Origin of the sequence: Halobacillus aidingensis (assembly GCF_900104185.1) — a bacterium.
Lineage (GTDB): Bacteria > Bacillota > Bacilli > Bacillales > Halobacillaceae > Halobacillus > Halobacillus aidingensis.
Map to the genome: position 1 here is coordinate 198,004 of NZ_FNIZ01000002.1, position 24,972 is coordinate 222,975.

At 45.2% G+C, this 24,972-nt stretch carries 22 protein-coding genes, 1 pseudogene and 1 other annotated feature; of the genes and pseudogenes, 19 read left to right on the top strand and 4 right to left on the bottom strand.

Going from position 1 to position 24,972, the window contains the following annotated elements:
* Positions 1 to 113 precede the first annotated feature (113 nt).
* The 6 genes from BLS23_RS02805 to BLS23_RS02830 all read left to right on the top strand — a co-directional run bounded on the left by BLS23_RS02805 (position 114) and on the right by BLS23_RS02830 (position 10,553).
* A complete protein-coding gene (locus BLS23_RS02805) occupies positions 114 to 689 on the top strand; it encodes a TetR/AcrR family transcriptional regulator (protein ID WP_089651008.1) in 576 nt (191 codons plus the stop codon).
* 80 nt (positions 690 to 769) lie between these two features.
* Complete coding sequence (locus tag BLS23_RS02810; protein WP_089651009.1) at positions 770 to 3,925, top strand: bifunctional cytochrome P450/NADPH--P450 reductase; 3,156 nt, start codon at positions 770 to 772, stop codon at positions 3,923 to 3,925.
* A 287-nt stretch (positions 3,926 to 4,212) separates the two neighbouring features.
* Positions 4,213 to 7,554, top strand: coding sequence for a phosphodiester glycosidase family protein (locus BLS23_RS02815; RefSeq protein WP_089651010.1), 3,342 nt, complete (start codon positions 4,213 to 4,215; stop codon positions 7,552 to 7,554).
* 208 nt (positions 7,555 to 7,762) lie between these two features.
* On the top strand, positions 7,763 to 8,863 hold the full coding sequence (locus tag BLS23_RS02820; RefSeq protein WP_089651011.1) for an NADH:flavin oxidoreductase: 1,101 nt from the start codon (positions 7,763 to 7,765) through the stop codon (positions 8,861 to 8,863).
* A 349-nt stretch (positions 8,864 to 9,212) separates the two neighbouring features.
* Positions 9,213 to 10,049 carry an STAS domain-containing protein gene (locus BLS23_RS02825; RefSeq protein ID WP_089651012.1) on the top strand — a complete coding sequence of 279 codons (837 nt, stop codon included), beginning with the start codon at positions 9,213 to 9,215 and terminating at the stop codon, positions 10,047 to 10,049.
* Positions 10,050 to 10,199: 150 nt separating this feature from the next.
* Positions 10,200 to 10,553 (top strand): DUF2200 domain-containing protein, encoded by a 354-nt coding sequence (locus tag BLS23_RS02830; RefSeq protein ID WP_089651013.1) that lies wholly within the window; start codon positions 10,200 to 10,202, stop codon positions 10,551 to 10,553.
* 83 nt (positions 10,554 to 10,636) lie between these two features.
* Here BLS23_RS02830 and BLS23_RS02835 read toward each other — a convergent pair whose 3' ends face one another.
* Entirely contained in the window at positions 10,637 to 11,506 is an 870-nt protein-coding gene (locus tag BLS23_RS02835) for a DMT family transporter (protein ID WP_089651014.1), read from the bottom strand.
* A 444-nt stretch (positions 11,507 to 11,950) separates the two neighbouring features.
* Here BLS23_RS02835 and BLS23_RS02840 point away from each other — a divergent pair, with 444 nt between their 5' ends.
* The 4 genes and pseudogenes from BLS23_RS02840 to BLS23_RS02850 all read left to right on the top strand — a co-directional run bounded on the left by BLS23_RS02840 (position 11,951) and on the right by BLS23_RS02850 (position 14,668).
* On the top strand, positions 11,951 to 13,312 hold the full coding sequence (locus BLS23_RS02840; RefSeq protein ID WP_167355990.1) for a DUF2254 domain-containing protein: 1,362 nt from the start codon (positions 11,951 to 11,953) through the stop codon (positions 13,310 to 13,312).
* A 128-nt stretch (positions 13,313 to 13,440) separates the two neighbouring features.
* Positions 13,441 to 13,629: pseudogene (locus BLS23_RS21260) on the top strand (N-acetyltransferase); the annotation flags it as partial.
* Between the two features lie 92 nt (positions 13,630 to 13,721).
* Positions 13,722 to 14,141, top strand: a complete 420-nt coding sequence (locus BLS23_RS02845; RefSeq protein WP_089651016.1) for an NUDIX hydrolase — start codon at positions 13,722 to 13,724, stop codon at positions 14,139 to 14,141.
* A gap of 155 nt (positions 14,142 to 14,296) precedes the next feature.
* Positions 14,297 to 14,668, top strand: a complete 372-nt coding sequence (locus tag BLS23_RS02850; protein WP_089651017.1) for a VOC family protein — start codon at positions 14,297 to 14,299, stop codon at positions 14,666 to 14,668.
* Between the two features lie 190 nt (positions 14,669 to 14,858).
* Here BLS23_RS02850 and BLS23_RS02855 read toward each other — a convergent pair whose 3' ends face one another.
* Positions 14,859 to 15,557 (bottom strand): YetF domain-containing protein, encoded by a 699-nt coding sequence (locus BLS23_RS02855; RefSeq protein WP_089651018.1) that lies wholly within the window; start codon positions 15,555 to 15,557, stop codon positions 14,859 to 14,861.
* A gap of 280 nt (positions 15,558 to 15,837) precedes the next feature.
* Positions 15,838 to 16,085, top strand: a binding site (T-box leader).
* Positions 16,086 to 16,151: 66 nt separating this feature from the next.
* On the opposite strand from BLS23_RS02855, the gene BLS23_RS02865 reads away from it, so the two are divergent.
* The 5 genes from BLS23_RS02865 to BLS23_RS02885 all read left to right on the top strand — a co-directional run bounded on the left by BLS23_RS02865 (position 16,152) and on the right by BLS23_RS02885 (position 19,528).
* Positions 16,152 to 17,372 (top strand): MFS transporter, encoded by a 1,221-nt coding sequence (locus BLS23_RS02865; RefSeq protein WP_089651130.1) that lies wholly within the window; start codon positions 16,152 to 16,154, stop codon positions 17,370 to 17,372.
* 124 nt (positions 17,373 to 17,496) lie between these two features.
* On the top strand, positions 17,497 to 17,976 hold the full coding sequence (locus tag BLS23_RS02870; RefSeq protein WP_244157044.1) for a VanZ family protein: 480 nt from the start codon (positions 17,497 to 17,499) through the stop codon (positions 17,974 to 17,976).
* Positions 17,969 to 18,520 carry an AAA family ATPase gene (locus BLS23_RS02875; RefSeq protein WP_089651020.1) on the top strand — a complete coding sequence of 184 codons (552 nt, stop codon included), beginning with the start codon at positions 17,969 to 17,971 and terminating at the stop codon, positions 18,518 to 18,520. The genes BLS23_RS02870 and BLS23_RS02875 overlap by 8 nt, the downstream gene beginning before the upstream one ends.
* A 50-nt stretch (positions 18,521 to 18,570) precedes the next feature.
* Positions 18,571 to 18,759: a hypothetical protein gene (locus BLS23_RS02880; protein ID WP_089651021.1), complete on the top strand. Its 189-nt coding sequence runs from the start codon at positions 18,571 to 18,573 to the stop codon at positions 18,757 to 18,759.
* A 226-nt stretch (positions 18,760 to 18,985) separates the two neighbouring features.
* Entirely contained in the window at positions 18,986 to 19,528 is a 543-nt protein-coding gene (locus BLS23_RS02885) for a TetR/AcrR family transcriptional regulator (protein ID WP_089651022.1), read from the top strand.
* 72 nt (positions 19,529 to 19,600) lie between these two features.
* Here the strand turns inward: BLS23_RS02885 and BLS23_RS02890 are convergent, their stop codons facing one another.
* Together BLS23_RS02890 and BLS23_RS02895 are read right to left on the bottom strand one after the other, a co-directional pair.
* Complete coding sequence (locus BLS23_RS02890) at positions 19,601 to 20,002, bottom strand: carboxymuconolactone decarboxylase family protein (protein ID WP_089651023.1); 402 nt, start codon at positions 20,000 to 20,002, stop codon at positions 19,601 to 19,603.
* 16 nt (positions 20,003 to 20,018) lie between these two features.
* Entirely contained in the window at positions 20,019 to 21,563 is a 1,545-nt protein-coding gene (locus BLS23_RS02895) for a BCCT family transporter (RefSeq protein WP_089651024.1), read from the bottom strand.
* Between the two features lie 363 nt (positions 21,564 to 21,926).
* On the opposite strand from BLS23_RS02895, the gene BLS23_RS02900 reads away from it, so the two are divergent.
* From BLS23_RS02900 to BLS23_RS02915, 4 genes are all read left to right on the top strand, one after another.
* Entirely contained in the window at positions 21,927 to 22,817 is an 891-nt protein-coding gene (locus BLS23_RS02900; RefSeq protein WP_089651025.1) for a beta-keto acid cleavage family enzyme, read from the top strand.
* A 2-nt stretch (positions 22,818 to 22,819) separates the two neighbouring features.
* On the top strand, positions 22,820 to 23,773 hold the full coding sequence (locus BLS23_RS02905; protein WP_089651026.1) for a 3-hydroxyacyl-CoA dehydrogenase NAD-binding domain-containing protein: 954 nt from the start codon (positions 22,820 to 22,822) through the stop codon (positions 23,771 to 23,773).
* Between the two features lie 13 nt (positions 23,774 to 23,786).
* Positions 23,787 to 24,254 (top strand): thioesterase family protein, encoded by a 468-nt coding sequence (locus tag BLS23_RS02910; protein ID WP_244157045.1) that lies wholly within the window; start codon positions 23,787 to 23,789, stop codon positions 24,252 to 24,254.
* Between the two features lie 142 nt (positions 24,255 to 24,396).
* Positions 24,397 to 24,813, top strand: a complete 417-nt coding sequence (locus BLS23_RS02915) for a hypothetical protein (RefSeq protein ID WP_089651028.1) — start codon at positions 24,397 to 24,399, stop codon at positions 24,811 to 24,813.
* Positions 24,814 to 24,972: the final 159 nt, after the last annotated feature.

Consider the following 24,972-nt stretch of genomic DNA (forward strand, 5'->3'; position numbering starts at 1 on the left):
TTTATTAAATGAACGAATAATTATGAGACCTTCGATTGATTGAAAGAAGAGGTGAAATATACTAAGCTGATTAGGAATGAATGTTCATTCCGCATAGGAGGGAGGAAGTTTTTATGCCGACAACAACAAGTAAACGTGATCATATTTTCCAAAGCGCGCTGTCCCTATTCGCAGAACGCGGTTTCGATGCCACAACGATTCCGATGATCGCGAGTGATGCGAAAGTGGGAGCTGGAACGATCTACCGCTATTTCGAGAATAAAGAAGTTCTCGTCAATACATTGTTTCAACATTACGCGGCTTTGTTCACGAAGACGCTTGAAGAAGATTACCCTAAAGACGCGGGGATTCGTGATCAATTCCATCATCTGTTCCAAGGGATGGTACGTTTTACAAATGAGCATGAGCACGCGCTTTATTTTATAAAAACTCATAACGCCGCCTATTTCCTTGATGAGACAAGCCGGAGTCAATTCAATCATCTGTTGATGATTCTTGAAGGCTTTATCGATGAGGGGAAGGAGAAAGAGCAAATCAGGGATCTGCCATCAAAGGCGTTAATTGCGATTATTTTCGGCGGATTTCTTGAGCTATTCAAATTAATCCGTGCAGGTGAGATCGAAGCGACGGATGAATTATTAGCAGGTGTCGAGGAAAGTTGCTGGGATGCTGTGCGTCATCATGAGTGATGAGGCAGAGCTTTCTTCTCCTATAAGCGGAATGAATATTCATTCCGGTATCTTCAATACGATCAAAGAGGTGTTTGTCCATGAATCATACAGAAAATCTTCCACAACCGAAATCTTATGGACCGCTCGGGAATTTACCGGGCATTGACAAAGAAAAACCCGTGCAGTCGTTTATGAAGCATGCCCGGGAACTTGGTCCGATCTATCAACTCCAATTTCCGGGCCGGGTCAGTACATTTATTTCTAACGCACGTTTTGCTGCTGAAATCTGTGACGAGACGCGTTTTGATAAAAAAGTAGGGCCTGCCCTCCAAAAAGTACGCGCTTTTGGCGGTGATGGTTTGTTCACAAGTGGAACGGAAGAACCGAATTGGAAGAAGGCTCATAATATCCTGCTGCCAAGCTTCAGCCAGCAAGCCATGAAGGGCTATCATGAAAAAATGATCGACCTTTCTTCCCAGCTGATCCAAAAATGGGCGAGGCTGAATCCGAATGAAGAAGTTGATGTACCTGATGATATGACACGCCTGACGCTTGATACCATCGGTTTGTGCGGATTCAATTACCGTTTCAACAGCTTCTACCGGGAAGATTCGCATCCTTTCATAGAAAAAATGGTGCGTGCGCTTGATGAATCGATGAGCCAGACGCAGCGCCTGGGGATCCAGGATAAGCTGATGGTCCGTTCCAAACGACAATTCAAAGAAGATATCGATTACATGTTCAACTTAGTCGATCAATTAATTGAAGAAAGGAAACAGGCAGGAGATCAAGGGGAGGACGACCTGCTTGGTCACATGCTGAAAGGGAAAGATCCTGAAACAGGGGAAGCGCTGGATGATGAGAATATCCGCTTTCAAATCATCACCTTCCTCATCGCCGGACACGAAACGACGAGTGGACTCCTTTCTTTTGCCATGTACTATTTGTTGAAACATCCGGATAAGTTACAGAAGGCGTATGAAGAAGTGGATGAAGTGCTTGGTGACGATACCCCTTCCTATAAACAAGTGAAACAGTTGAAATACGTACGGATGATCTTGAACGAAGCTTTACGCCTATGGCCGACCGCTCCAGCGTTTTCTGTGTATGCCAAGGAAGATACAACGCTTGATGGCGAATACGAGGTGGAAAAAGGGGATACGTTCACCCTGCTTATTCCGGAGCTTCACCGGGATACGACCGTCTGGGGAGACGATGCGGAGGAATTCAATCCGGAACGCTTTGAAAATCCAGCGAGCATCCCACATCATGCGTATAAGCCTTTTGGCAATGGACAAAGAGCGTGCATCGGGCAGCAGTTCGCCCTCCATGAAGCGACCCTCGTTCTCGGCATGGTTTTGCAGCATTTCGATCTTGAAGATCATACCGATTATGAACTGGATGTCAAAGAAACGTTGACGTTCAAGCCTGACGGACTGACGATGAAAGTGAAAACGAGAAGAGAATTCAACGGGTTCAAGCCTCAAGACGTTGATGAAAAGGAAGATACGAAGGATATCCCCGCACGTGAGTCCCATGGCACTCCATTCCTTGTATTGTTCGGGTCGAACATGGGGACAGCAGAAGGAGTGGCCCGGGAACTTGCAGAAACCGCCCGCCATCAAGGGTTTTCCGTAACGACGGCTCCACTGGATGAATGGACAGGGAGTCTTCCGAAAGAAGGAGCTACCTTGATCGTATCTGCCTCCTACAATGGCAATCCGCCAGACAACGCGACCTCTTTCGTCCAATGGCTGACTTCTGCTAAGGAAGCAGACCTTGACGGGGTAACTTACGCCGTTTTTGGCTGTGGAGACCGCAATTGGGCGAGCACTTATCAACGGGTTCCTGCAACGATCGATCACGAGCTCGATGCGAAAGGAGCTGTCCGCCTGCTTGAACGAGGAGAAGGTGATGCCAGCGAAGACTTTGATGGTGATTTGGAAAAATGGGAAGAGAAGCTATGGCCGGCTCTAGCCGACCATTTTAAATTGGATTTGGAAGAAGGACAGGATGCCTCAAGCCCCGTTTCCATGGAGTTCGTCAGTGGAACGAGCTACACGCCTGTCGCTCGTACCTATGACGCCTTCACAGCTGTTGTGCTTGAAAACAGGGAGCTGTTGAAGTCTGATGAGCGCAGCACCCGACACGTGGAGGTTGAACTTCCTGCAGGCATGACTTTCAAAGAAGGAGATCACTTGGGTGTCGTGCCGGAAAATACGCAGGCCCTTATCAACAGGGTTTTGGACCGGTTCGGAATCAAAGGAGAAGAGCACGTAATTTTGAGCGAAGGAACCGGCCGGGCTTCCCATCTGCCTACAGGCCAACCCGTTCAACTCCACCAATTGTTATCGTCTTACGTGGAATTGCAGGAACCGGCGACTCGTGCACAAATCCGTGCACTCGCAGCGAGTAATCCTTGCCCGCCTCACAAAATCGAGCTGGAACAACTCGTAGAGGATGAAAACTATAAAACTGAGATTCTGGAAAAACGTTTAACGATGCTTGAGCTGTTGGAAGCCTATTCTTCTTGTGAAATGGAGTTCGAACAATTCATTTCCCTGCTTCCAGCTTTGAAAGTCCGTTATTATTCGATTTCCAGTTCCCCTCGTGTTGATGCACATCAACCGAGTGTGACGGTGAGTGTTGTTCGAGGAGAGGCTTGGAGCGGCAAAGGAAATTATGAGGGTGTGGCTTCGAACTATCTCGCATCAAGAGATATCGGAGACAAAATCGCCTGTTTCGTCCGCACACCTCAATCCGATTTCCAACTGCCGGAAGATCCTGAAACCCCGATGATCCTTGTCGGACCGGGAACTGGAATCGCTCCCTTCCGAGGATTCATTCAGGCTCGTAAAGCGATGCAGCAGGAAGGAACAACGCTTGGTGAAGCCCACCTTTATTTCGGGTGCCGTCATCCAGAACAGGACTTTCTGTACGAAGAGGAATTGAAAGAAGCGGAACGTTTAGGATTGATTGACCTGCATACCGCTTTTTCAAGACATAAGCATGGTGAAAAGGTTTATGTCCAACATATGATGAAGGAAAATGCGGAAGCGATCCTTTCTCTATTGGATCAAGGAGGCCGTCTCTATATTTGTGGGGATGGAAGCAAAATGGCTCCCGAGGTAACGAATACGCTTATCGCGTGTTACCAGGACCTCCATCAAGTAAGCGAGCAGGAAGCTGTTTCATGGTTGGATGAGCTTGAGCGATCCGGCCGACTGGCGAAAGATGTCTGGGCGGGTTCCTAATTGGTTTGATCGTAAGCGAATGTAACAAGTTGCAAGGATATATATGCCATTTCAATAAAACCCCTGATTTTCTTGAAGGAGATCAGGGGTTTTTTGAGGCATTTGATATGTAAAATCTATCCGGCTCCTATTTTAGTCACATAAGTAGTTTGCCCCCCTCCAGATGCATCAATTTTCTTTGCAAAACGATTACCCCGGGTTTACGTCCTATTTATAGTTCTCCTTTATCGTTTATAGTAGATTCATATGTTACATTACAAATTCATACATAAAGGGGAGAAAGTTACGTGAAGTACAAGCCGTTTTTATCCACCATGCTTGCCGCCACAATGCTCATGCCTACGACCACCGTCCTTGCCAATGAACAACAAAGTTCAGACACTCCGGTAACAGAAGCCACATCCTCTGATTCTCAGAAAGTCCTTCACCCAGTCATTCATGAAGAAAAAGAAACGACTTCCATTGCTCTAGGATTGACATTAACTCAAATCGACCGTTTTGATGTAGCGGGGTGGCTTCGTGCGGATGTGATGAAAGCCAACTTATCAGAAAATACTCTTTCTACTCATCTACTAACACCTGGAAATGTGACAGATAAAGCTCCCATCAGTGAACAAATGGAAGAATCCGGAGCGACTGCTGGTGTGAACGGCGACTTTTTTGACATTAGTAATACAAACGCTCCAATCGGAACCATGGTACAAGACGGAAAACTTATGAAAAGCGGCAATGGTCGTACCTATGCCTCCGTTTCAAATGACCGTATTGGTTCGATCGCCCATGCGCTTCTCAAAGGGGAAGTGAAAACCGATGTTGGTTCATGGACACTGGATGGCATCAATCAGCCCACCGTTTATGTTAATGAAACGGTCATGTACACCTCCGCATGGGGAGAGGCCAGCCGTACCCACATGATGACTGGTTCTGACCATTATACGGAAGTGCTGATTCGAGACCAGCAAGTAGTAGAAATATTAAGCAACCAAGTCTACAATCAGCCCCTTGAAAAAAACGAAACTCTGATCGTTGGTAAGGGAGAACAAGCCTTTCCTTTGAAAGAGCTAGCGGTTGGCGATCAAGTCCAAGTTTCCTACTCCACGTCTCCAGATTATCAGGATATGAAATTTGCCATTGGAGGAAGTGCCCAACTTCTCAAGGATGGAGAAATAAATACAAGCGATAACGGTGATCGCCATCCAAGAACGGCTGTTGGATTCTCTGAAGATGGCAAGGAGATGATTCTTGTCACCATTGATGGAAGGCAAACGGACAGCCGCGGAATGACCATGCTTGAACTCGCTCACTTTATGAAAGAACAAGGGGCTTACAATGCTCTTAATTTAGACGGCGGTGGCTCTTCTACTCTTGTCGCAAGAGAACTTGGTAAGGACAATTTGAATGTTTTCAACAGTCCTTCCGATGGCAGTGAACGAGCAGTGCCGAATGGGATCGGTATTTACAGTACGGCTTCCACAGGCGATTTGGATGGGTTCAACATTGAAACCGACTCGACCCGAGTGTTCAAAGGCTTCAGCCGAGTGTTTCAAGCCTCTGGGTATGATACGGCTTATGCTCCTATTGATATCGATCAAACTGATGTCAAATGGCAAGGTGGAAACGCAGGGTCCTTTGACGGGAATATCTTTACTGCTAAGCACGCTGGAGAAAACCAAGTCCGGGCTAAATATAGGGGCGATGATACGTACAAAGATATTCAAGTCCTCGGTGAGCCTGTAGAACTCGCCATCGAGCCTTTTCAAATGGGGTTGGAAAAGGGAGAAACGACGACGTTCATGGTCACAGGGAAAGATGAGGAAGGTTATGAAACACATTTGGAACCGCGGGATGTTCAGCTGACTTATAATCAGGATCAATTGAAAATCAATCCGAATAAGGATGGTTCCTTTACCATTCAAGCCCTTGTTGATTCGGGAGCATCTATCGTAAAAGCAGAAGCCGGAGAACTGAGCACGAATCTCGGTATAACGATCGGGTTAAAAACGGAAATGGCGGAAACGTTTGATGAGAAGTCTAATCCATGGACCGTTTTTAAATATCCATCCAGCGTGGGGGCAGAACTAAACTACATCAACAATCATTTAACCGATGGGAACGCTCTTAGATTGGATTATGATTTCACCACAACGACAAGAACAAGAGCCGCTTATATGTTTCCTCCAGATCGTCGTCTTGAAATGAACGGGGATGTGAAGAAAATCGGGGTCAATGTTTATGGGTCAGAAGGAAATGGCCATTGGCTCCGTGCGAGAGTCAAGGACAGCAATAATGTCTATCATACATTGAACCTGGACTACAGTGTAGACTGGGATGGCTGGAAATACGTCGAAGCAGAACTTCCAAACGGTGTAGAGTACCCTGTGGTTTTGGACAGAATCTACCTAGTGGAAACAGATCGCAATAAACAAGATAAAGGGTCCATCATCATTGATGATATCCAGGCAAAAGTAGCCCAGAAGTTGGAAATGCCTGAAGAAGAGAAAACAGAAGACCCGCTTATTTTGGATTATGGACAACTCCCAGAAGAAGATTGGCAGTTTGCCGTCATTTCTGATATGCAGTTGATCAGTGCCAATGAAGACAGCAAAGAAATTCAAAACTCCGAGGAAGTGCTGCAGGCAATCAACGAACAAGATGTGGATTTTGTTTTGTTTAACGGAGATGTTGTTGATTTTGACACAGATGAAGAGTACCAATTCGCCAAGGACTTAATTGAAGAAAACCTTGATAAACCCTACTATGTCGCACCAGGAAACCATGAAGTTTATGGGTCAGGCAACCTCGACAATTTCAAGGAATTCTTTGGCCCGGACCATCAAGTCTTCGATCATAAAGGAACGAGATTCATCCAAATCAACACTTCTAAAGGTGGACTTAGAATCAGCAATGCAGAACAATGGTTCACGATCAAATCAGCACTTGATGAAGCAGAAAAAGATCCAACCATCAACAATGTATTCGTCTATGGTCACCACCCATTAGAAGATCCACTTCCTGATGCTGCCCATGCGTTATCCGATCAAAAAGAAGCAGACCTCTTAGAGGATTGGCTGACAGATTACCGTGAAGATAGTGGAAAACCGGCCATGGTTATGTCCGCCCATGCTTCGCTAGTCAACCTTGATCGCAGAGACGGTATTCCTTATATGATTACAGGGCCGATAGGAAAAGGAACATACGGTGCGCCGGATGATGGAGGATTCTTCAATTACGCAGTAATGAGTATCGATCCTGACTATCAACCAGACCACCGCCTCCACCACCCGTCCTATCAAGGATTGGAGAAAAACCCGTGGATTCATGCTGACATCCGCCCCATTTTGCAGGATGTGACAGTGGATCAAACGATTTATCCTTTAAATGAAACGGTGGAAGTAGAATTGACCGGCCACCAATCAGCTGGTTGGGAGTTCCCTCTGGACTACCCTGCAACCATTCGATATGAAGGATCGGAAAATCTCTTGATTTCAGAAGAAGGCACAAAAAATACGGATGCCACAGCTGTGTTCAACCGTGAAGATCAGACCATCACTTTCTTAAAAGAAGGAAAGGTATCTCTAACTGTAAAAGCTGGTGATTATAAAGAAACGTTTGAATTTGCAGCAGAATAACGGCATTCCAAAAGCTGAGAGTGAAAAGAACTCTCAGCTTTTTTTATCCTATTATTATAGCAAGCTAAGTATGGATTCTATGGATAGATCATACACCGTCTGAGCATCCTTCCATTTCCACTTCAATGTGCTGGATCGAAGCAGATTTCTTTCGTTCCCCTTTTTGATCTGTGATAATGACAGACATCGTTGAAAAGGAGGCAGATCAATGACAAACCAAACAACAACGAAACCTTTATTCGAAACATTTACGAGTGATAAATTAAATCTTCCGAACCGTACCGTCATGGCTCCAATGACACGCGGGTTCTCACCTGGCAACATTCCTAATGAGGAAGTGGCCGCGTATTACCGCAGACGTGCGGAGAATGAAGTCGGGTTAATCATTACGGAAGGAACAGGGATTGACCATCCAGCTTCTGTATCTGGTGCGAATATTCCTGTGTTTCATGGAGAGAAGGCGTTGAACGGCTGGGCTGATGTCGTGAACCAAGTACATGAGGCCGGCGGTAAAATTGCCCCGCAGCTGTGGCATGTAGGAATGACTCGCAGCAAAGGGGATCTTCCCAATGAAGAAGCATCGCCTGTGGGACCATCAGGCTTGAGTCTGGATGGAGAGAAAGTGAATGAACCATTATCGACAGAAAAGGTAGAGGCATTGGTGGAATCCTATGCCAAAGCAGCAGCGGATGCCAAGCGCCTCGGTTTTGATGCGATTGAAATCCACGGGGCTCATGGGTACTTGATCGACCAGTTCTTCTGGGAAAACACTAATAAACGCACCGACCGTTATGGCGGCGATTTCGTTGGGCGTACACAGTTTGCCGTAGAGATCGTGGAAGCATGCCGTCGTGAAGTCGGGGAAGATTTCCCTATCATTTTCCGTTTCTCTCAATGGAAGATGAATGACTTCCAAGCGAAATTGGTTCACACGCCTGATGAGCTGGAGCAGTTCTTACAGCCGCTTGTAGAAGCAGGCGTGGATCTTTTCCACTGCTCAACCCGAAGATTCTGGGAGCCTGAATTTGAAGGTTCTGATTTAAACCTTGCAGGCTGGACGAAGAAGCTGTCCGGCAAACCAGTGATTTCTGTCGGTTCTGTCGGTCTTGATGGTGTCTTCACAGACTTCTCTGGTGCTGGTACAACAAGTCTTGACGGTTTAGTGGACAAGCTGGATCGTGAGGAGTTCGACCTTGTGGCCATTGGCCGTTCCTTATTAATGGACCCCGAGTGGGTGAAGAAAGTTCATGAAGGTAGAGCAGATGATCTTCTAGCTTTCAATAAAGATGCACTGCAAAAACTATATTAATGGTAAAACAGGCGTCCTCCTGCCAGGGCGTCTGTTTTTTGTTCAATTTTAAAAAATGAAAGCATCCTTCTATAGTAAACACAGCTGAAATTAGGGTTTTTAGCTATATAATTTATTCGCCATATAAGGGAGGCGGATTAATTTCAAGGTGAAGTGATGGTAGAATGATAGATATCCAATTCACGAATATCCTCATGTACTTAAAGTTTATTATTTCCTCTCGATTTCTTAAACTCATTATTGTAATATATTAATGGATGTCATTTGGGGATTAAAAAGGGTTAAAGATCAGGAACTATTAAAAGAGGATAATGTTAATCATTCAACCCATTTTTGAGGAGGAGAATAAATGACGGCGGCAAAGTCAGGAACATTGAAGCCTGTAATGGCTACAATACTTGAACAAAAAGAACAGCTGGCTCGGGCGGTTGCTATACCAAGTGAGATAGGCAAAGGAGTTTCAGAACAATTAATTACTTGGAGAATGGAATTAATTGAAGCTTACGCCAACTCTTTAAGTCAGGATTTCGATGGGGTTACTCAAAATCTGGGTAAGTGGAGCGATCAGGTCTCAGAGCAACTCGTAGAACTAAGACTGCCTTTGAACTTGGCGCTAGTAGAAATAAGTGAGTATAGGCAAGTTATAGGCGCAATGCTCAAAAACGGAGCAAAGGAACAGAATCTATCCTTTGATGAATTTTACGAGATTCTTACTCCGTTTAATCAAGCAGTTGACCAAGCGCTACAATTCGTGAGTCGATCCTATATGGATGATTTTGAGAATACGATACAAACCGCTAATTATGCGGTGGATGAACTTTCCGTTCCTATTGTCCGTGTTACAGAGACGGTCGGCGTTATACCGATCGTTGGAGAAATAGATACGAAAAGGGCCCAACTATTAATGGAAAATGCCTTGAAACAAGGGGAAGAGTTTGAACTTGAAACGATTATTTTGGATTTATCTGGTGTGAGTATCATCGATACAATGGTAGCACATCAATTATTTAAAGTGATCAATTCCTTAAAGCTTACGGGTGTGAATGGTATCATGAGCGGTATTCGTCCGGATATTGTACAGACAATGGTGAGCCTGGGAATTGATATGAAAGGAATCCATACGTTCAGCAGTCTTCACAGAGCCATTCAATCATTGCAATTGTTTGATGGAAAAGTCAACGTTTAGTGTTGGCTTTTTTATTTTTTTGATGCCTGGTCCTCTCCATGATTAAGCGTTAGCAGAGGGCTCGTGGACCGACACAAAGAACATAGAGAAGAATTCTAATGGTAATATAGAAACGAATGATTCTACAATCTTGGAAAGGGAGGATGGATCATGACCAAACATAAGATCTATACGATGAGTTTCGCAAGCGTCTATCCGCATTATGTGAAGAAGGCAGAGAAAAAAGGCCGTACGAAAACGGAAGTCGACGAAATCATCCGATGGTTGACAGGTTATAGTCAAGAAGAGTTAGAGGTGCATTTGGAAAAAAAGACAGACTTTGAAACCTTTTTTGCAGAAGCTCCGGAACTCAATCCTTCACGAGCCATGATTAAAGGTGTCATCTGCGGGGTGCGGGTGGAAGACATTGAAGAGCCGACGATGCAGGAAATCCGCTACATGGATAAGCTGATCGATGAGCTGGCCAAGGGGAAAGCGATGGAGAAGATTTTACGGAAATCCTAAAGGATAATGAAAAACACGGCCTCTTAACGGATAGAGGCCGTGTTTTTTTGTGAAACGGCTAAACGTGCCTGCACTAAATTCCTTCAGTCGGACTGCTTCACGCTTAGAGTTGTGATCGTAAACAGGATCAGACCCATTCCAACAAGCTGGATCATGCCCAATTGATCCCCTAGGAGCAGCACACCGAATAATGACGCTGTGACGGGTTCGACCATAGCGACCATCGAAGCTGTGGACGGTGCCGTCTTGCGTATACCGATAATATAGAGGATGAAGGAAACTCCAGCCCCGACGAGCCCTAACAGAATGAACCATCCGATGTCGCTGGACGTCAACGCATCGGTCATTTCCTGCTTGTCTGTAAAAACAAAGAGAATGACACAAAAGAAGAAAAAGGCGGTGGCTAACGCTGTCTCCACGCTGCCCTTATGAGAAGCCTTTTTAAATCCGAATATAAACACCGCATAGCAGATTCCGGCCCCAAGTCCAGCGGCTGTCCCTAGAAAACTCGCGGACAGCGTTTCGATATTGTAGGCACCTGTAAGAAGGATGATCCCAATGAGTACGCCGACGATACATCCCCATTTCAACCATGATGAACGTTCAATCCCTAATACAAAGGAGATTAAAAGGACAAAGACGGGTGCGGTGTACATCAGAGTAGCAGCTACAGCCACGCTTGAAGCTTCGATACTTAGAAAATATAAAGTGAAATTACCAGCAACCCCCACACCAGCCAACAGGGACCAGAGATATAAGTGGCTGGTGTATACCCACTTTCTGCTAAAGCGGATAATAAACCATACAAAAAAACATAAGAATCCAACGGCGCCTCTGTAAAAGGAAATGGTAATAGGGTCCCAGCCCTTATTCATCAAAATATCTGCAATTCCTCCACTAATGCCCCAGCAAATAGCGGCTAGTATAACCAATCCTACACCTGCATACCTCATGATGTGCCTCCTAAATATTAAGTCATCGTAATTTTCTTAGATCAAAAGAAAGTGAGCTTATACACGTAAATGGATGGGGCGCCCCATCCATTTAAGGTGCTGTGTGTTTTTATTTAACGTGTTAAAGGTAGTTCCTCAAATTTTTTCCACCTAAACGTGAATTTCATTGCATGGAATAGGAAAGCTAATTTGAAAGAATAAAGGAAATAACAAGAGACGAGGTCTCTACTGAATTGAATAATTTTCTATATTCAATGGGGTTTGAATAGTTCTAGGTTCATGAGCCCAGGGATGATTTCGATATTTATCCCTATTTTTGATGGAAACACAAAAAAACAGGTTCACCTCCTTCTTTGCAGGGTAGGAATTAGAAGGATTCAAAAGTCTTAAGAAAAGATTGGGGATCATATGGGGATCTTTTACTATATAAAGAAATATTTTAAGATGTCGAGACGACAACGGAAGAGTGAATTAAAGTCAACGCTATGGTTTATGCCTTTTTGGTATATCGTGGGAGCGATCGGTTTATCTGCTTTCACCTTTTATCTTGATTATGTGGTGGATGTCGGTTTATATCTGCCAGCAGCCATCGGTTTCAGCGGCCAGACACTGCAGGTGCTTCTGAGTGCACTTGTCGGTGGGGTACTGACCTTGAGCGCGTTTACCATTAACTCCCTGCTCGTCGCTCTGACGACGTTCAGCGGCCAATTTTCATCGAAGATGCTTGTGAACTTTGTCAGTGACCGGGCGACCCAGCATGTGCTTGGTATTTTTAACGGAAGTTTCATTTATGTGCTGTTGAATTTCTTGTACGTTACGCATGAAGAAGAGGAGTATATTGTTGCAACACCGGTTTTATCCATCCTCACAGCGATTACAGCTGCGGTGACGTTCATTTATTTTATCAACCATACGACCACCTGGATGCAGGTCCATAACATCAGTTTTAATATGAATACCAAGTCGAAACAGGTCCAGGCTTCTCTGGAAAAAGAATTAAAGCCCTACCACCTTGAGAAGGAGATTGAGGTAGAGTCACTTCCCGCTGATGTGGATGGGAAGGTGATCAAGACCCGCCAGTCTGGTTATCTTCAAGTCGCTGACTTTTCAAGATTGATTAAGCAGGCGAAGAGTGACGATAGCCTTCTTAGGTTCGATGTCAGAATCGGCGAGTTTGTTTTAGAAGGAACACCGATCCTTACGTATTGGGAACACGGTCAAACCATTCATCCCGACCGCTATTTGAAGTCGATGGAGATCGGGGTCAAACAAACAGAAATTCAAGACCTGGAGTACGGGCTCAATAAGCTTGCCGAGGTAGCCATCAAGGCTTTAGGTCATAATGACCCGCTTACGGTGACAAATACGATTCACCAGATTGCGGATCTGTTGAAAAGCATCGGTCAGTCTACCAATTTCTCTCCCTATCTTTTTGACAATGAAGAGGAGCTTCGGATCATTTTGAATCAAAAAACTTTCCGGTATTACCTTCATAGGGGGTTCGCCTCCATCCGCGAGTACGCGGACCAGAACTCGACCGTGATGACAGAGCTTTTGACCATGATCTCGCTCCTCAGTAAAACGATGGATCAGAATGTTCACGAAGATCTATGGGAATTTGCCCGTCAGACGATCCTAGGGTTTGATAACTACAGTCTGTACGAAAATGATTGCCTGTATATTTTAGAACAGTTAGCCGAACTTGCTCAAAACACAGGCCATCAGCAGGATTATCTTTTCCTGCTTGAATATATGTTGAAGCGGGTGAGTTCGAAGAGTGCCTCTGAAGATCCTGCTTCTCTTTAAAAAGGAAAAGCGCATGCCCTACTTTTGAGTAAGGCAGGCGCTTTTTATGGTTGGAGGTATAGTCTTTCACCTTTCATCAAACGGGAATGTTATACTAACGCGGTTAAATCAACAAATGTTAAAGGCTTGGATTTTGGAAGTATCTGTTGAATGAAGCTGTGAAAATTGCGTTGGAACGTAATAAAAAGAAGATATAGCTGGGTGGGAAAGAAATGAGAATGCTATAATTTTCTACAAGAAGATGGGGGCATTCTTTTTTTATGGGAGATGAAGAACAGACGGACGTAATCATGGTGAAAATTCTCTATCTCCTTTGATCAACGTCGTTTATGGTGTTAAGAAAACTTATAGAGTGGCAGCTGTCCGATTAGGATAACCGCACCTTTGGGAATCAGGAGGATATCATAGAGTGACTTCTATCAAAAAAGCATATGGGTATGTAACGAGAACAATAGAAGGTCGACCGCAAGTATTAGTGTTTAAGCATCCTGTCGCTGAAGCAGGGATTCAAATACCCAAGGGCACGGTGCAGCCGGGTGAAGAAACACAGGATGCCGTCCTAAGAGAAATGGAAGAAGAAACGGGATTAAGAAACCTTAAAGTTGAACAACTCCTTGCTGAAGATTTGTGGGAAAATGATGATGGTTCTATCCATCACCGATTTTTTTATGAATTACCGGTTTGTAATGTGGATGATGGATGGGACAACGATCCAACAGGTGGAGGAGAAGAAGAGGGGCTTACCTTTCATTTCTTTTGGATCTCTTCGATCGATGAGGTTGAACTGATCAGGGGCCATGGAGATTATTTGCACCTAATTTTCAACTGAACATATCCTCACTTGTGGACGGTCCTGTCTTTATTTGTTCTTTCTGGCCAAAACGTCTTCCGCTTCATTAACCATATAGAAAAGAAATGGCAGGTTTTTTACCTTGCCAAAGCGAACATGTTACAGGATAGGGTAAAATTAAAGGGGGATATGAAATGGAACTTGGTGCATTTTCAGTAAGTTTAACGGTGAAAGACATCAACAAATCCAAAGCTTTTTATGAAAAATTAGGATTTCAATCTTTTGGAGGAGATTCTTCGCAAAACTGGCTCATCATGAAAAATGGAAGCTGTGTCATTGGATTATTTCAAGGGATGTTTGAGAAAAACATACTGACTTTCAATCCTGGTTGGAATCAACAAGCAGAAAATATCGATTCATTTACAGATGTACGGGAATTACAAAACCAGTTGAAACAAAAAGGAATTGAAATCCTATCAGAAGCAGATGAAACGAGCGAAGGACCGGAAAGTTTTACAATTGAAGACCCTGATGGTAATCCGATACTTATCGATCAACATAGATAGGCTTCTTTTATTTTTAAAGGGTTGAATAGATTGATTAGAAAAAGCGACAAAGTGCTTCCCATCCACTCTTCGACTTCTTATGTGATAGGGGGAAATCTCAGAATTGAAATGGATGGGGAACACTCAGCCCCCCTGCGTGCAAAAGGAAGCATGACTTGCGCCTAGTGCCGTTTGGAACATACCTCATCCCTTAATGAATGTCATCGCTGTATGCGTCCACATACAGCGATCCATCATTTTTGACTTCTGCGTAAAATACATCATCCAAAGAGTTGAAACCATTGGCAGCCAGTTGCGCTTCAAGATTCTCAAGGTCCAAATGTAACCGTTTCAAATGTTCATGATTCACTTTTCCATCCTTGATCACAACGGAGGAGTCGGGAGAAGATGCAACCGGGTGATAAGGCGTATGAACATCTTCTTTTGTTGCCGGACGTTTTCCTTGTTTTTGCAGAACGGAAAGCGTACCATCAGTTTCAAAAATCGCATAATCGACATCAGCGACAGAAAACACATTCTTTTTCCTTAAGAGTACGTTTAGCTCGTCCAAATCCAGGCGGGTCTTTTTCATTTCTTCTTCTAGAATCTTTCCTTTTTTGATCAAGATGATGGGTTCACCGTCTAAAGTTTTCCGTGCGCTGCTTGATTTGATATCAAGAACTCCCATGAGAATGGTGAACGCACTCCATACGGCAAGGGCGATGAGCCCGTTTCTTACACTTAATGTGGAATCAATGGCAAGAGAGGCGCCGATTGTACCGATGGAAATGGCAGAAATGAAATTGAAGAAGGTCATTTGGGAAATCTCTTTTCTTCCCATGAGCCTGGCGAGAATCAGCAATGTGAAAAAAGCGATCGTAAGGCGTACCAACAAAACACTGATGGACAAGATAACCGTCTCCTTTGAAATAAAAATCAATCTTATTCTCTGAGGGTGTATGACAATTTATACGTGGCTTATTTGTTCCGGCGGGGAAAGGCACCACCAGTTTCGTGGATACTCGCGATCTTGCAGAGGTGGCCATTCATGCTTTCAGAAATACGAGCCACGTCATTACCGGTGAGAAGGCCTTCGATTTTTATGAGGTAGCTGAGATTATGACTGCTATTTTCGAATAAAGATGATCCTTTACAAATAAGGAATATTCTAGCATAGTATAGAGAAATGAAAAACGGCGTTGAAGAGAAGAGTAGATAAGTAGAAGCCTTCACAGAGAGCTCCGCGTGCTGAAAAGGGGCAAGGATTCTTTTATCGAAACAAACCTCTGAGCTTCTCATGGGAACCAGCCTGGCGATCATGAGACGGGAGCTCCCGTTACAGAGATAGGGTATGAAGCGCGTACCCGATGAGCTGGGTGTGGCGACACATCCATGAAACTGGGGTGGCACCGCGGATGAAATAGACCTCGCCCCCAAGACTTACACGTCTTGGGGGTGAGTTTTTTTATTTCTTAAAACATCTGCGAGGAGGCTGCGTATGGAAATGAAAAAGAGGTTTCGTTCGTGGAAGTACCCGTTACTATTGCTATCAGGGGTAGGTCTTTCGAACGTCGGAGATTGGATCTATTTGATTTCCTTGAATTTGATCGTGCTTGAAATGACGGGTTCTCCACTGGCCGTAGCTGTTTTGTATTTGCTGAAGCCGGTGGCGACGCTTTTGACAAATGTGTGGGCAGGGTCTCTGGTGGACAGGGTGAATCAGCGGAATCTTATGATTGGGCTCGATGTGTTCAGGGCTCTCTTGCTTGGCGTTCTCCCTGCTTTGTCTTCGCTCTCGGCCATGTACACACTTGTCCTGTTTGTGAATATGGCAGGTTCTATTTTTGAACCTGCTTCGATGACATATGTGACGAAACTGATTCCGAGCAATCAGCGGAAACGATTCAATGCGTTAAGAAGTTTGATTGATTCGGGAGGGTTTCTGATCGGACCAGCGATTGCGGGCGTTCTCTTCATAATCGGAACTCCTGAGCTGGCGATTTATTTTAATGCCTGGACGTTTTTCATTTCAGGGATCATTTCTTTCCTGCTTCCCCGCTTGGAAACAAAGGTTGAAAAAGAAAGGGAATCATGGTCAGGGGCCTTGCTGAAAAAAGATTGGAGCATTGTGCGGTCGTTTACGAAGCATCATGCTTTGATCATGACGATTTATTTTCTGTTCGGACTGATGATGGTGATGGCGGCAGCGCTTGATTCGTTGGAAGCCGCTTTTTCAAAAGAAGTCCTGCAGTTGACGGACGCAGCGTATGGTTTTCTTGTCAGTATTGCGGGAGCAGGCATCGCTGTTGGGGCTATATTCCTTACATGGTTCGGAAATCATCTGTCGACGAAGATTCTTCTCACTGGCGGCGGGTTGTTTGTAGCGGCCGGCTATTTGATTTACGCCTTTTCGGTGGATTTTTCAGGAGCGGCGGTCGGGTTCTTCTTGTTATCGTTGGCGCTTGCTTTTGCGAATACAGGCTTTCACACGTTCTACCAGGAGTGGATCCCTGTTCATGTAATGGGGAGAGTGACGAGTGTGTTCGGCTTATTGGAAAGTGTGCTCGTCATCTTTGCGACCGTCGTTATAGGAGCGGCTGCAGAGTGGGTTTCGATAAAAGCGGCGGTTGTAGGAGGATCGTTGATGATGCTTTTGGTAACATTAGCTTTAGGTTATTACAATCGGCAGTGGAAAGAGAAGAAAGTGAATCAAACGGCGATATAGCTCGTGCTTTTTTAATGATGGAATGTTACATCTTCATGAAAAGGTCGGCGGGATGGTTTGGTTTGTCATTGCTCCGGGGTATGGTTAGGGAATATATAGATGAGAAAAGTTGGTGGAGGTTCTTATGTCAAAGGTTCAACGCATCATTATGAGTTTAGGTTTTATCGGGTATATCCTCTTTCTCGTGTTTTATATGTTTTTCCAATCACGCGGGGCAGCGGGGATGTCCTTGAGTCTATTTGAATATATACAAAGCCGCTCGAATCTGATTCCGTTTAAAACCATCGCTAATTATATAACCGCCCTACAGGAAGGAACAATGAATACGTGGACGGCTGTTAAAAATCTGCTCGGGAATGTGCTGGTCTTCACACCCATGGGTATTTTCCTGCCTGCCCTGTTTAGAAAATTGGACCGACTGCGTGCCTTCTTGCTCGCCTTCGTGTTGATCATTCTCTCAGCAGAAGTCGCGCAATTACTCACCCAAAGGGGTAGCTTTGATATCGATGATTTTATTCTGAATCTATTCGGTGCCTGGCTTGGATTTAAAGTGTGGGTAACATCACTCGTCCAAAAATGGGTAGGGAGGGGAAGTTATGAATAGATATGTGGTGATGACTGTCGGAATGACCCACAGTGGAAAGTCAACGTTTGCGAGAATGCTGGAGGAAACGGTGAAAAACACGGTCGTGGTTGACCAGGATGATCAGGCGGCGTTTTTGAATACACATTATTCCCGGCTCGTCCCTGAAGATGGACCGAATACGATTAAACACAGCATGACGAAAATGATCGTCGATTATGTGATAGAAGAAACGGATCTGCATCTCATCATCTGTAATTCGAACCGGAATCCAAAGGCAAGGAAAGCGCTGCTGGATGAGTTTAAAAGAAAAGGTTTTTCTACGATTCTTGTAAATTTTGATGTGCCATTCATTCTACTTGAAAAACGCGTAGCAGATAGAAAGCGGGATTCATCGGTGTTGCGGACCGTTTCTTCTTTTGCTGAAGTACTGAAGCGGCAGCAGGAAGAATCGCCGCATATCCAGCCACCGTCTGATGAGGAGGCGGACCACTTTTTTACCATTAAAAAAGAGGGAGAGGTCATGGATGTGACCAGGAGGATCGCTGATCTCCTCTCGTCCTAGTATAAGAGTCTCGTATTCTGGCTATGCTAGTGATAGAAAGGATGATGAGCATGCAATACATGGAGAAGACGAACAAAGTGATGGCCGATCTGATTTCAGGCAAACGTCGTCATTTCGGAAATTATTCTTATCATCAGTCGGTGTTTACGGATGGCGTGAAGGAAGTTCCTGAATGGGAAGTGCGCCAATTCGTGCTCAATTATTTTATGGCGTTGGAAAATGTGAAAAGTCACGCATGAATCAAGGTGGACGCTTTTATCGGATTGAATAGAAAAGGTACACACTTATGAAAACAGGTGTGTACCTTTTGTTGTTTCGCCAATCCTGGCGATTGCAGGCAGCTATGTCGTCGGGAATACATACGAAAAGAAGCAGCAAAGGAAGGAATATGGTGCTCACTCAAATTGAAAACCCCCATGAATACTGATAATATGAAGAGAAAATGAACGTAAATGAGGGAAGCACATGCCAAGAGTATCGAAACGGCAAAAGATTTTGGAAGCAGCCGCACTCATTGTGCGCGAGCAGGGAAGCGATGCGCTCACATTGGACGCTGTCGCTAAGCGCGCAGAAGTGAGCAAAGGCGGATTGCTGTATCACTTTTCCACAAAAGAAGCGCTCGTGGAAGGGCTCGTCCAATACATGAACGATGTCTACCGGGAGAACGTGGAAGAATTAGTAGAAAACGATGATGCGGAGATGGGGAGATGGGCACGGTCGTTCATTAACGTCATGCATGATAAAAGTACGGAAAACCGACCGCTCAGTTCAGGGATGCTGGCCGCTCAAGGGATCAATCCCAAGTTGTTGAAACCTCTTCAGGATACATATGCGGACTGGCAGAATCATATCGAGCATGACGGCCTTGATCAAGTCGATGCGACGATTTTAAGACTTGCTGTCGATGGGTTGTGGCTGTCCGAAATTTTCGGGCTCGGGACTTTGCCACCGACGCTTAGAAAACAAGTTCTTGAACGATTGAACGAGCAAACATACAAACCTAAATAAAAATCACCAGCTCTTTGGGAGAGCTGGTGATTTTTATTTGGCTACAGAAGTCTGGATTATGATGAAGAAAATTCAGGCGAAAGCTTCTTCGGTGCGTTCCTGGAACACTTTTCGTGCCTGTGTGAGCGCATTGATGACCGATGGGAAGCCTACATAAGGGATCAGCTGCATCATGGATTCAATGATTTCTTGTTCGGAAAGTCCGGCATTTAGAGCGGTATTGATGTGCAGCTCAAGCTGCGGCAGACTGCCGGAGCCTTGGGTGACAAGGCTCGACAATACCGTCAGTGCTCGGGATTGTTTGCTTAGGTGATCGCGGTTGTAAATATCGCCATAGGCAAACTCGATGATGTATTTTCCGAGGTCCGGGGCGATATCTTCCAGTGCTTTCATAAGTTCAAAATGGTTGGTGCCTTTTTCTTCATCTGTATAGGAACGGAGGGTTTCCAATCCTTTTTCATAACGTGTATTCATGGTGTCTCTTCCTCTCTTAAGATGCTTTCTTGTTTTCTTTTTCTTCTTTCGCGCGGTCTTCGTTGACCATTTTAATGAAGGACCAGCCGAGGATCGGCAGAATAATCAGAAGCGGGAAACCGCCGACGATGCTGATTGTCTGGAGTGTCGTCAGTCCGCCCATGTTCATGAAAATCATCGGCAGAATGGATAAGGCCAGAGCCCAGAACAGACGGTTCCATTTAAGTGGCTCACCTTCGACGTGTTTTTGTACAACGGATGCGATGACATACGATCCAGAGTCATAGGTCGTCGATAAGAAAATGGTGGCGAGCAAAATGAAGACGATGATTGCAAGTGTGGCGAGCGGCAGTTCAGTCAAGGTACCGATGATGGCAGCAGGTGCGCCTTGTTGGTTCAAGGTTTCAATGACCGGATACTGACCACTCAATTCCAAGTACATGGAATAGTTTCCTAAGATTCCGAAGAAAAGGATTGTTCCTAAGCTTCCGAACAGTACGGTTCCGAAAACGACTTGGCGGATGGTCCTTCCTTTAGAGATTCGAGCGATGAACAACCCGACAAATGGAGCATACACAATCCACCATGCCCAGTAGAAGACGGTCCAGCCTTCAGGGAATCCCGTTCTTGTGAATGAGGCAAGGTCATTGAACGGTTCTGCCCATAAGCTCATCAGGAAGAAGTTGTCCATCATCCGGCCGAGGGCTGAAGTCGTCGATTCAGTAATGAATGTCGTCGGCCCGACGGTGAAAATGAAAATCAACAGGATGAACGCGAGCCACAAGTTGATATCACTTAGAACGCGAATTCCTTTTTGCAGACCCGAATAAGCACTCAATCCGAAGATCAACGTACAGAAAAGCAGAATGATCGATTTCGTCGTCATTGTATCTGGAATGCCAACCAAGTTGTTCAGACCAGCTGAAATGATCGGTGCGGAAAGCGCAAGTCCTGTTCCGCCCCCACCTAAAAGACCGAACATGAACAGTATGTCGACAAGGCGTCCGACCCAGCCGTCGGTGTATTTACCGAGCACTGGACGACACGCTTCACTGATTTTGAAAACATCGGTTTTTTTCACAAAAAACATGTAACCGATCGGAAGAGCTGGAATGGCGAACATCGCCCAGGCGATCGGTCCCCAATGGAAAAATCCGTACGTGGATGCCCACTGGATCGCCTCATTGGAACCTGCTTCAACACCGAAGGGAGGTCCTTGATAGTAGTAGGCCCATTCAATCACGCCCCAATAAAGAATTCCCGTTCCAATTCCACTCGTAAACAGCATCGCTGCCCAGGAGCTCGTTTTAAATTCCGCTTTTGTTTCGGCGTCTCCGAGCTTGATATCTCCATAGCGGCTCACTCCGACAAACAATAGGAAAAGCAGCATGATTAATCCGACTGATAAAAATAAGAATCCTAATCGTTGCGTGACGACCTCATTCGCCGCCAGCACAATTTCTTTACCTTGTTCAGGGAAAATGATCAGAGGCAGGGATACAAATAGTAATAAGGCAAGAGCCCCTCCGAACGTTTTCCAATCCATGAGTTGTTTCTTCATGGGTATTCCTCCTTTATTCAGATGCGATTGTTTCGTATGTGACTTTTTAAACTGTACAATCTGGACGGTTTTGTTTCAAAACACGGATGAGGGTGTAAATGGGAGAATATTAAGCAATATTCAAGGAATGATAGGGTGTGAAGTTATATTTCACTTATTTTCATATGTTTTAAGTATTAGTGACCGTTCATCCATTGTATAAAGTGAAAATTGGCGGAATGGCTAATTGTGCATGCCTGTCGTATAGGGGAAGAAAAAAGAATCTAAATAAAAATCCATAAAAAGTATTTGAAACTAAACAGTCCGGATGGTATAGTTTATGATGGTTGATTAAACAAACGAATTCAAAGGAGGACCTTTGGAATGAAAAATAAAGTATTGCTGACATCTGCCGTGACAGGAGCGGGAGATACGATGAAGAAAAATCCACATGTCCCTGTGACACCGAAAGAGATCGCTGAATCTGCGATTGAATCGGCCAAAGCAGGAGCGACGGTCGCTCACGTCCATGCCCGTGACCCAAAAACGGGTGGCATCAGTCATAACTTGGAGCACTATCGTGAAATCGTCGATCGCATTCGTGAATCAGAAACGGATGTCGTCATTAATATTACGTCCGGAGGCGGCGGTGATTTTATTCCGAGTTTGAGTACACCGGCAGCTGGTGGCGATGGGACAGACATCCAAACACCGGCAGAGCGTCATGAACCCGTAGGAGAACTTTTGCCGGAAATGTGCACGCTTGACTGTGGAAGTACGAACTTCGGTAACATGATCTACATGAGCCCGACGGACTGGCTAAGGGATCAAGCGAAAATGATCCAGGAAAGTGGTGTGAAGCCTGAGCTCGAATGCTTTGATACTGGGCACATCCGTTTTGCTAATCAATTAGTGGAAGAAGGACTGATTGATGGGGATCCGATGTATCAGTTCTGTCTTGGCATTCCTTGGGGAGCGGCAGCCGATGCGGAAACGATGTTATATATGAAAAATCGTATTCCGGAAAATGCGCATTGGTCTGCGTTCGGCATCGGCCGTATGCAAATGCCGATGGCGTCCCAGGCGGCGATGCTCGGCGGAAACGTACGTGTTGGACTGGAAGATAACATCTACCTTTCTAAAGGTGTGGTGGCACGAAACGAGCAACTCGTAGACAAAGCGGTGACGATGCTCCGGGGCCTTGACCTTGAGCCAATGACGCCGCAGGAAGCACGTGAATACTACAATCTTAGAAATCCGCACGGAGGGAAGTAAACATGAGAGTACAAAAAGTAGCCGTTGTCGGCACAGGAGTCATCGGAAACGGCTGGATCGCCCGCATGCTTGCACAGGGGTATGACGTTGTCGCAACAGATCCAGCGGAAGGGGCAGAAGAGCGCATGCGCCGTGCGGTCGATCAGTCGTGGCCTTATGTTGAAGCGCTTGGACTTGCCGAAGGAGCATCTAAAGACCGTTTGACGTTTGAAAAAGAATTGGCGGATGCCGTGAAGGATGCGGATTTTATCCAGGAAAACGTACCGGAAGTGGAAGAGTTGAAGCAGACCGTCCTTCAGAACATCGATCAGCATGCAAAACCTGATGCCTTGATCGGATCCAGTACTTCCGGCATCATGCCTTCCGAGCTGCAGGTGAATTTGCAGCATCCGGAACGCGTAGTTGTCGCCCATCCGTTCCACCCAGTGTATATTCTGCCGCTTGTGGAAGTCGTGGCAGGAAAACAGACGACGACGGAGAACGTAGACAAAGCGAAGGCTTTTTACGAAAGCTTGAACATGAGTGTATTGCTTGTGCGTCATGAAATTGAAGGGCACATTGCTGACCGCCTGATTGAAGCGATTTGGAGAGAATCCCTGCATATCGTGAACGAAGGGATTGCAACGACAGAAGAAGTGGACAAAGCCTTCACCCATGGGGCAGGCATGCGCTATGCGCAGTACGGGCCGTTCCTCACTTTCCACTTGGCTGGTGGAGAAGGCGGCATGCGTCACATGTTGAAGCAATTCGGCCCGGCATTGAAAAAACCGTGGACGAAGCTTGAAGCACCAGAACTTACGGATGAGCTTTATGAAAAGGTCGTGTCCGGCTGTGAAGAGCAGGCGAACGGCATGAGCATGTCTGAACTCGATCAGAACCGTAATGAATTCTTGATCCGTCTGTATGATCTCGTCCAGGAATACTGGCCAAAAGAGACAGAAAAAACAAAAGCGTAAAGGAGGGGTTTTTGTGTCATCCTTTTCTTACAAACAGACCGTTCCGAGCGACTGGGTCGATTACAACGGTCATATGAATGATGCCGAGTACAATCGTGCCTTCAGCCTTGCTACGGATGCGTTCATCGATTATATCGGACTCGATGAAAAAGGACGCGAGCAGTTCCAGTACACGGTTTTTACGCTGGAGACGCACACGTGCTACTTGAAAGAGATGCATGAAGGGGCAGGTTTTGATATGTCTGCCCGCGTATTGGACTTTGATGCGAAGCGGATCCATCTGTTTTTGGAGATGCACAATGCTGAGGGGGAAGTTGTCGCGACGATCGAAGAAATGCTTATGGGCATCAATCAGAACGAAGGTCGTCCTGCACCTCTTCCGGAAGAAGTTGCTGCCAACGTGAAAGCAGCGTTTGATTCGACTTCCGACCGAGAACAACCCAAACAAGTCGGCCGCACCATCGGCATTCGTAGGAAGTAATCAGATATGGAATAATCTGCAAGACCTGGTCACCCAATTTTTGGGTGACCAGGTCTTACTTTTATTGGGAATAAAACTGGAGTTATTCACATCTTTTGATATAATTGGTAATGATTTCTTGATGAGAGGTAGGCTTTTATTTATGATACGAAGTTTGTCAACGAGTCTTTTGTTAGTCTTAGGTTTCTTTATCGCGGGAGTCGCTATCTTACATCAATGGTTGATCACTTCGGATATTCCTGTGTCTTATACAGCTGCAGAAGCCTTGACTACCCATGTGATGTTTGCTTTATCCACTGTGTTGTTCCTTATTGCCTCTGTGGTGTTTGAGGAAAGAAACGGTAATCTCCTTTTAGGGGTCATATTTTCCGCGATCTTTATTGCAAACATGGTTATCTTCAATCACCATCTAGGTGCAGAATATTACAATCATTCTTTTGCTCAGCTTCAAGGGGCCAGCATGTTGTACACTGGAATTGTGATGGTACTTAATTTATATTTGGCTGTGACGAAATTTAAGGTTAGGGCGCATTCTTCTAAGAGTGTGAAAAATAATTGAATAAAAAATAGCCATCCACCTCCTTCGATAGAGGAGTGATTATTTTGTTTATGGAATAATATGTAAGACCTGGTCACCTAGGAAATTGATGACCAGGTCTTACATATGTTGGTTTTAGTATTATTAAAGGAAGGAAATATTCGGGAAGGTTGGATTTGT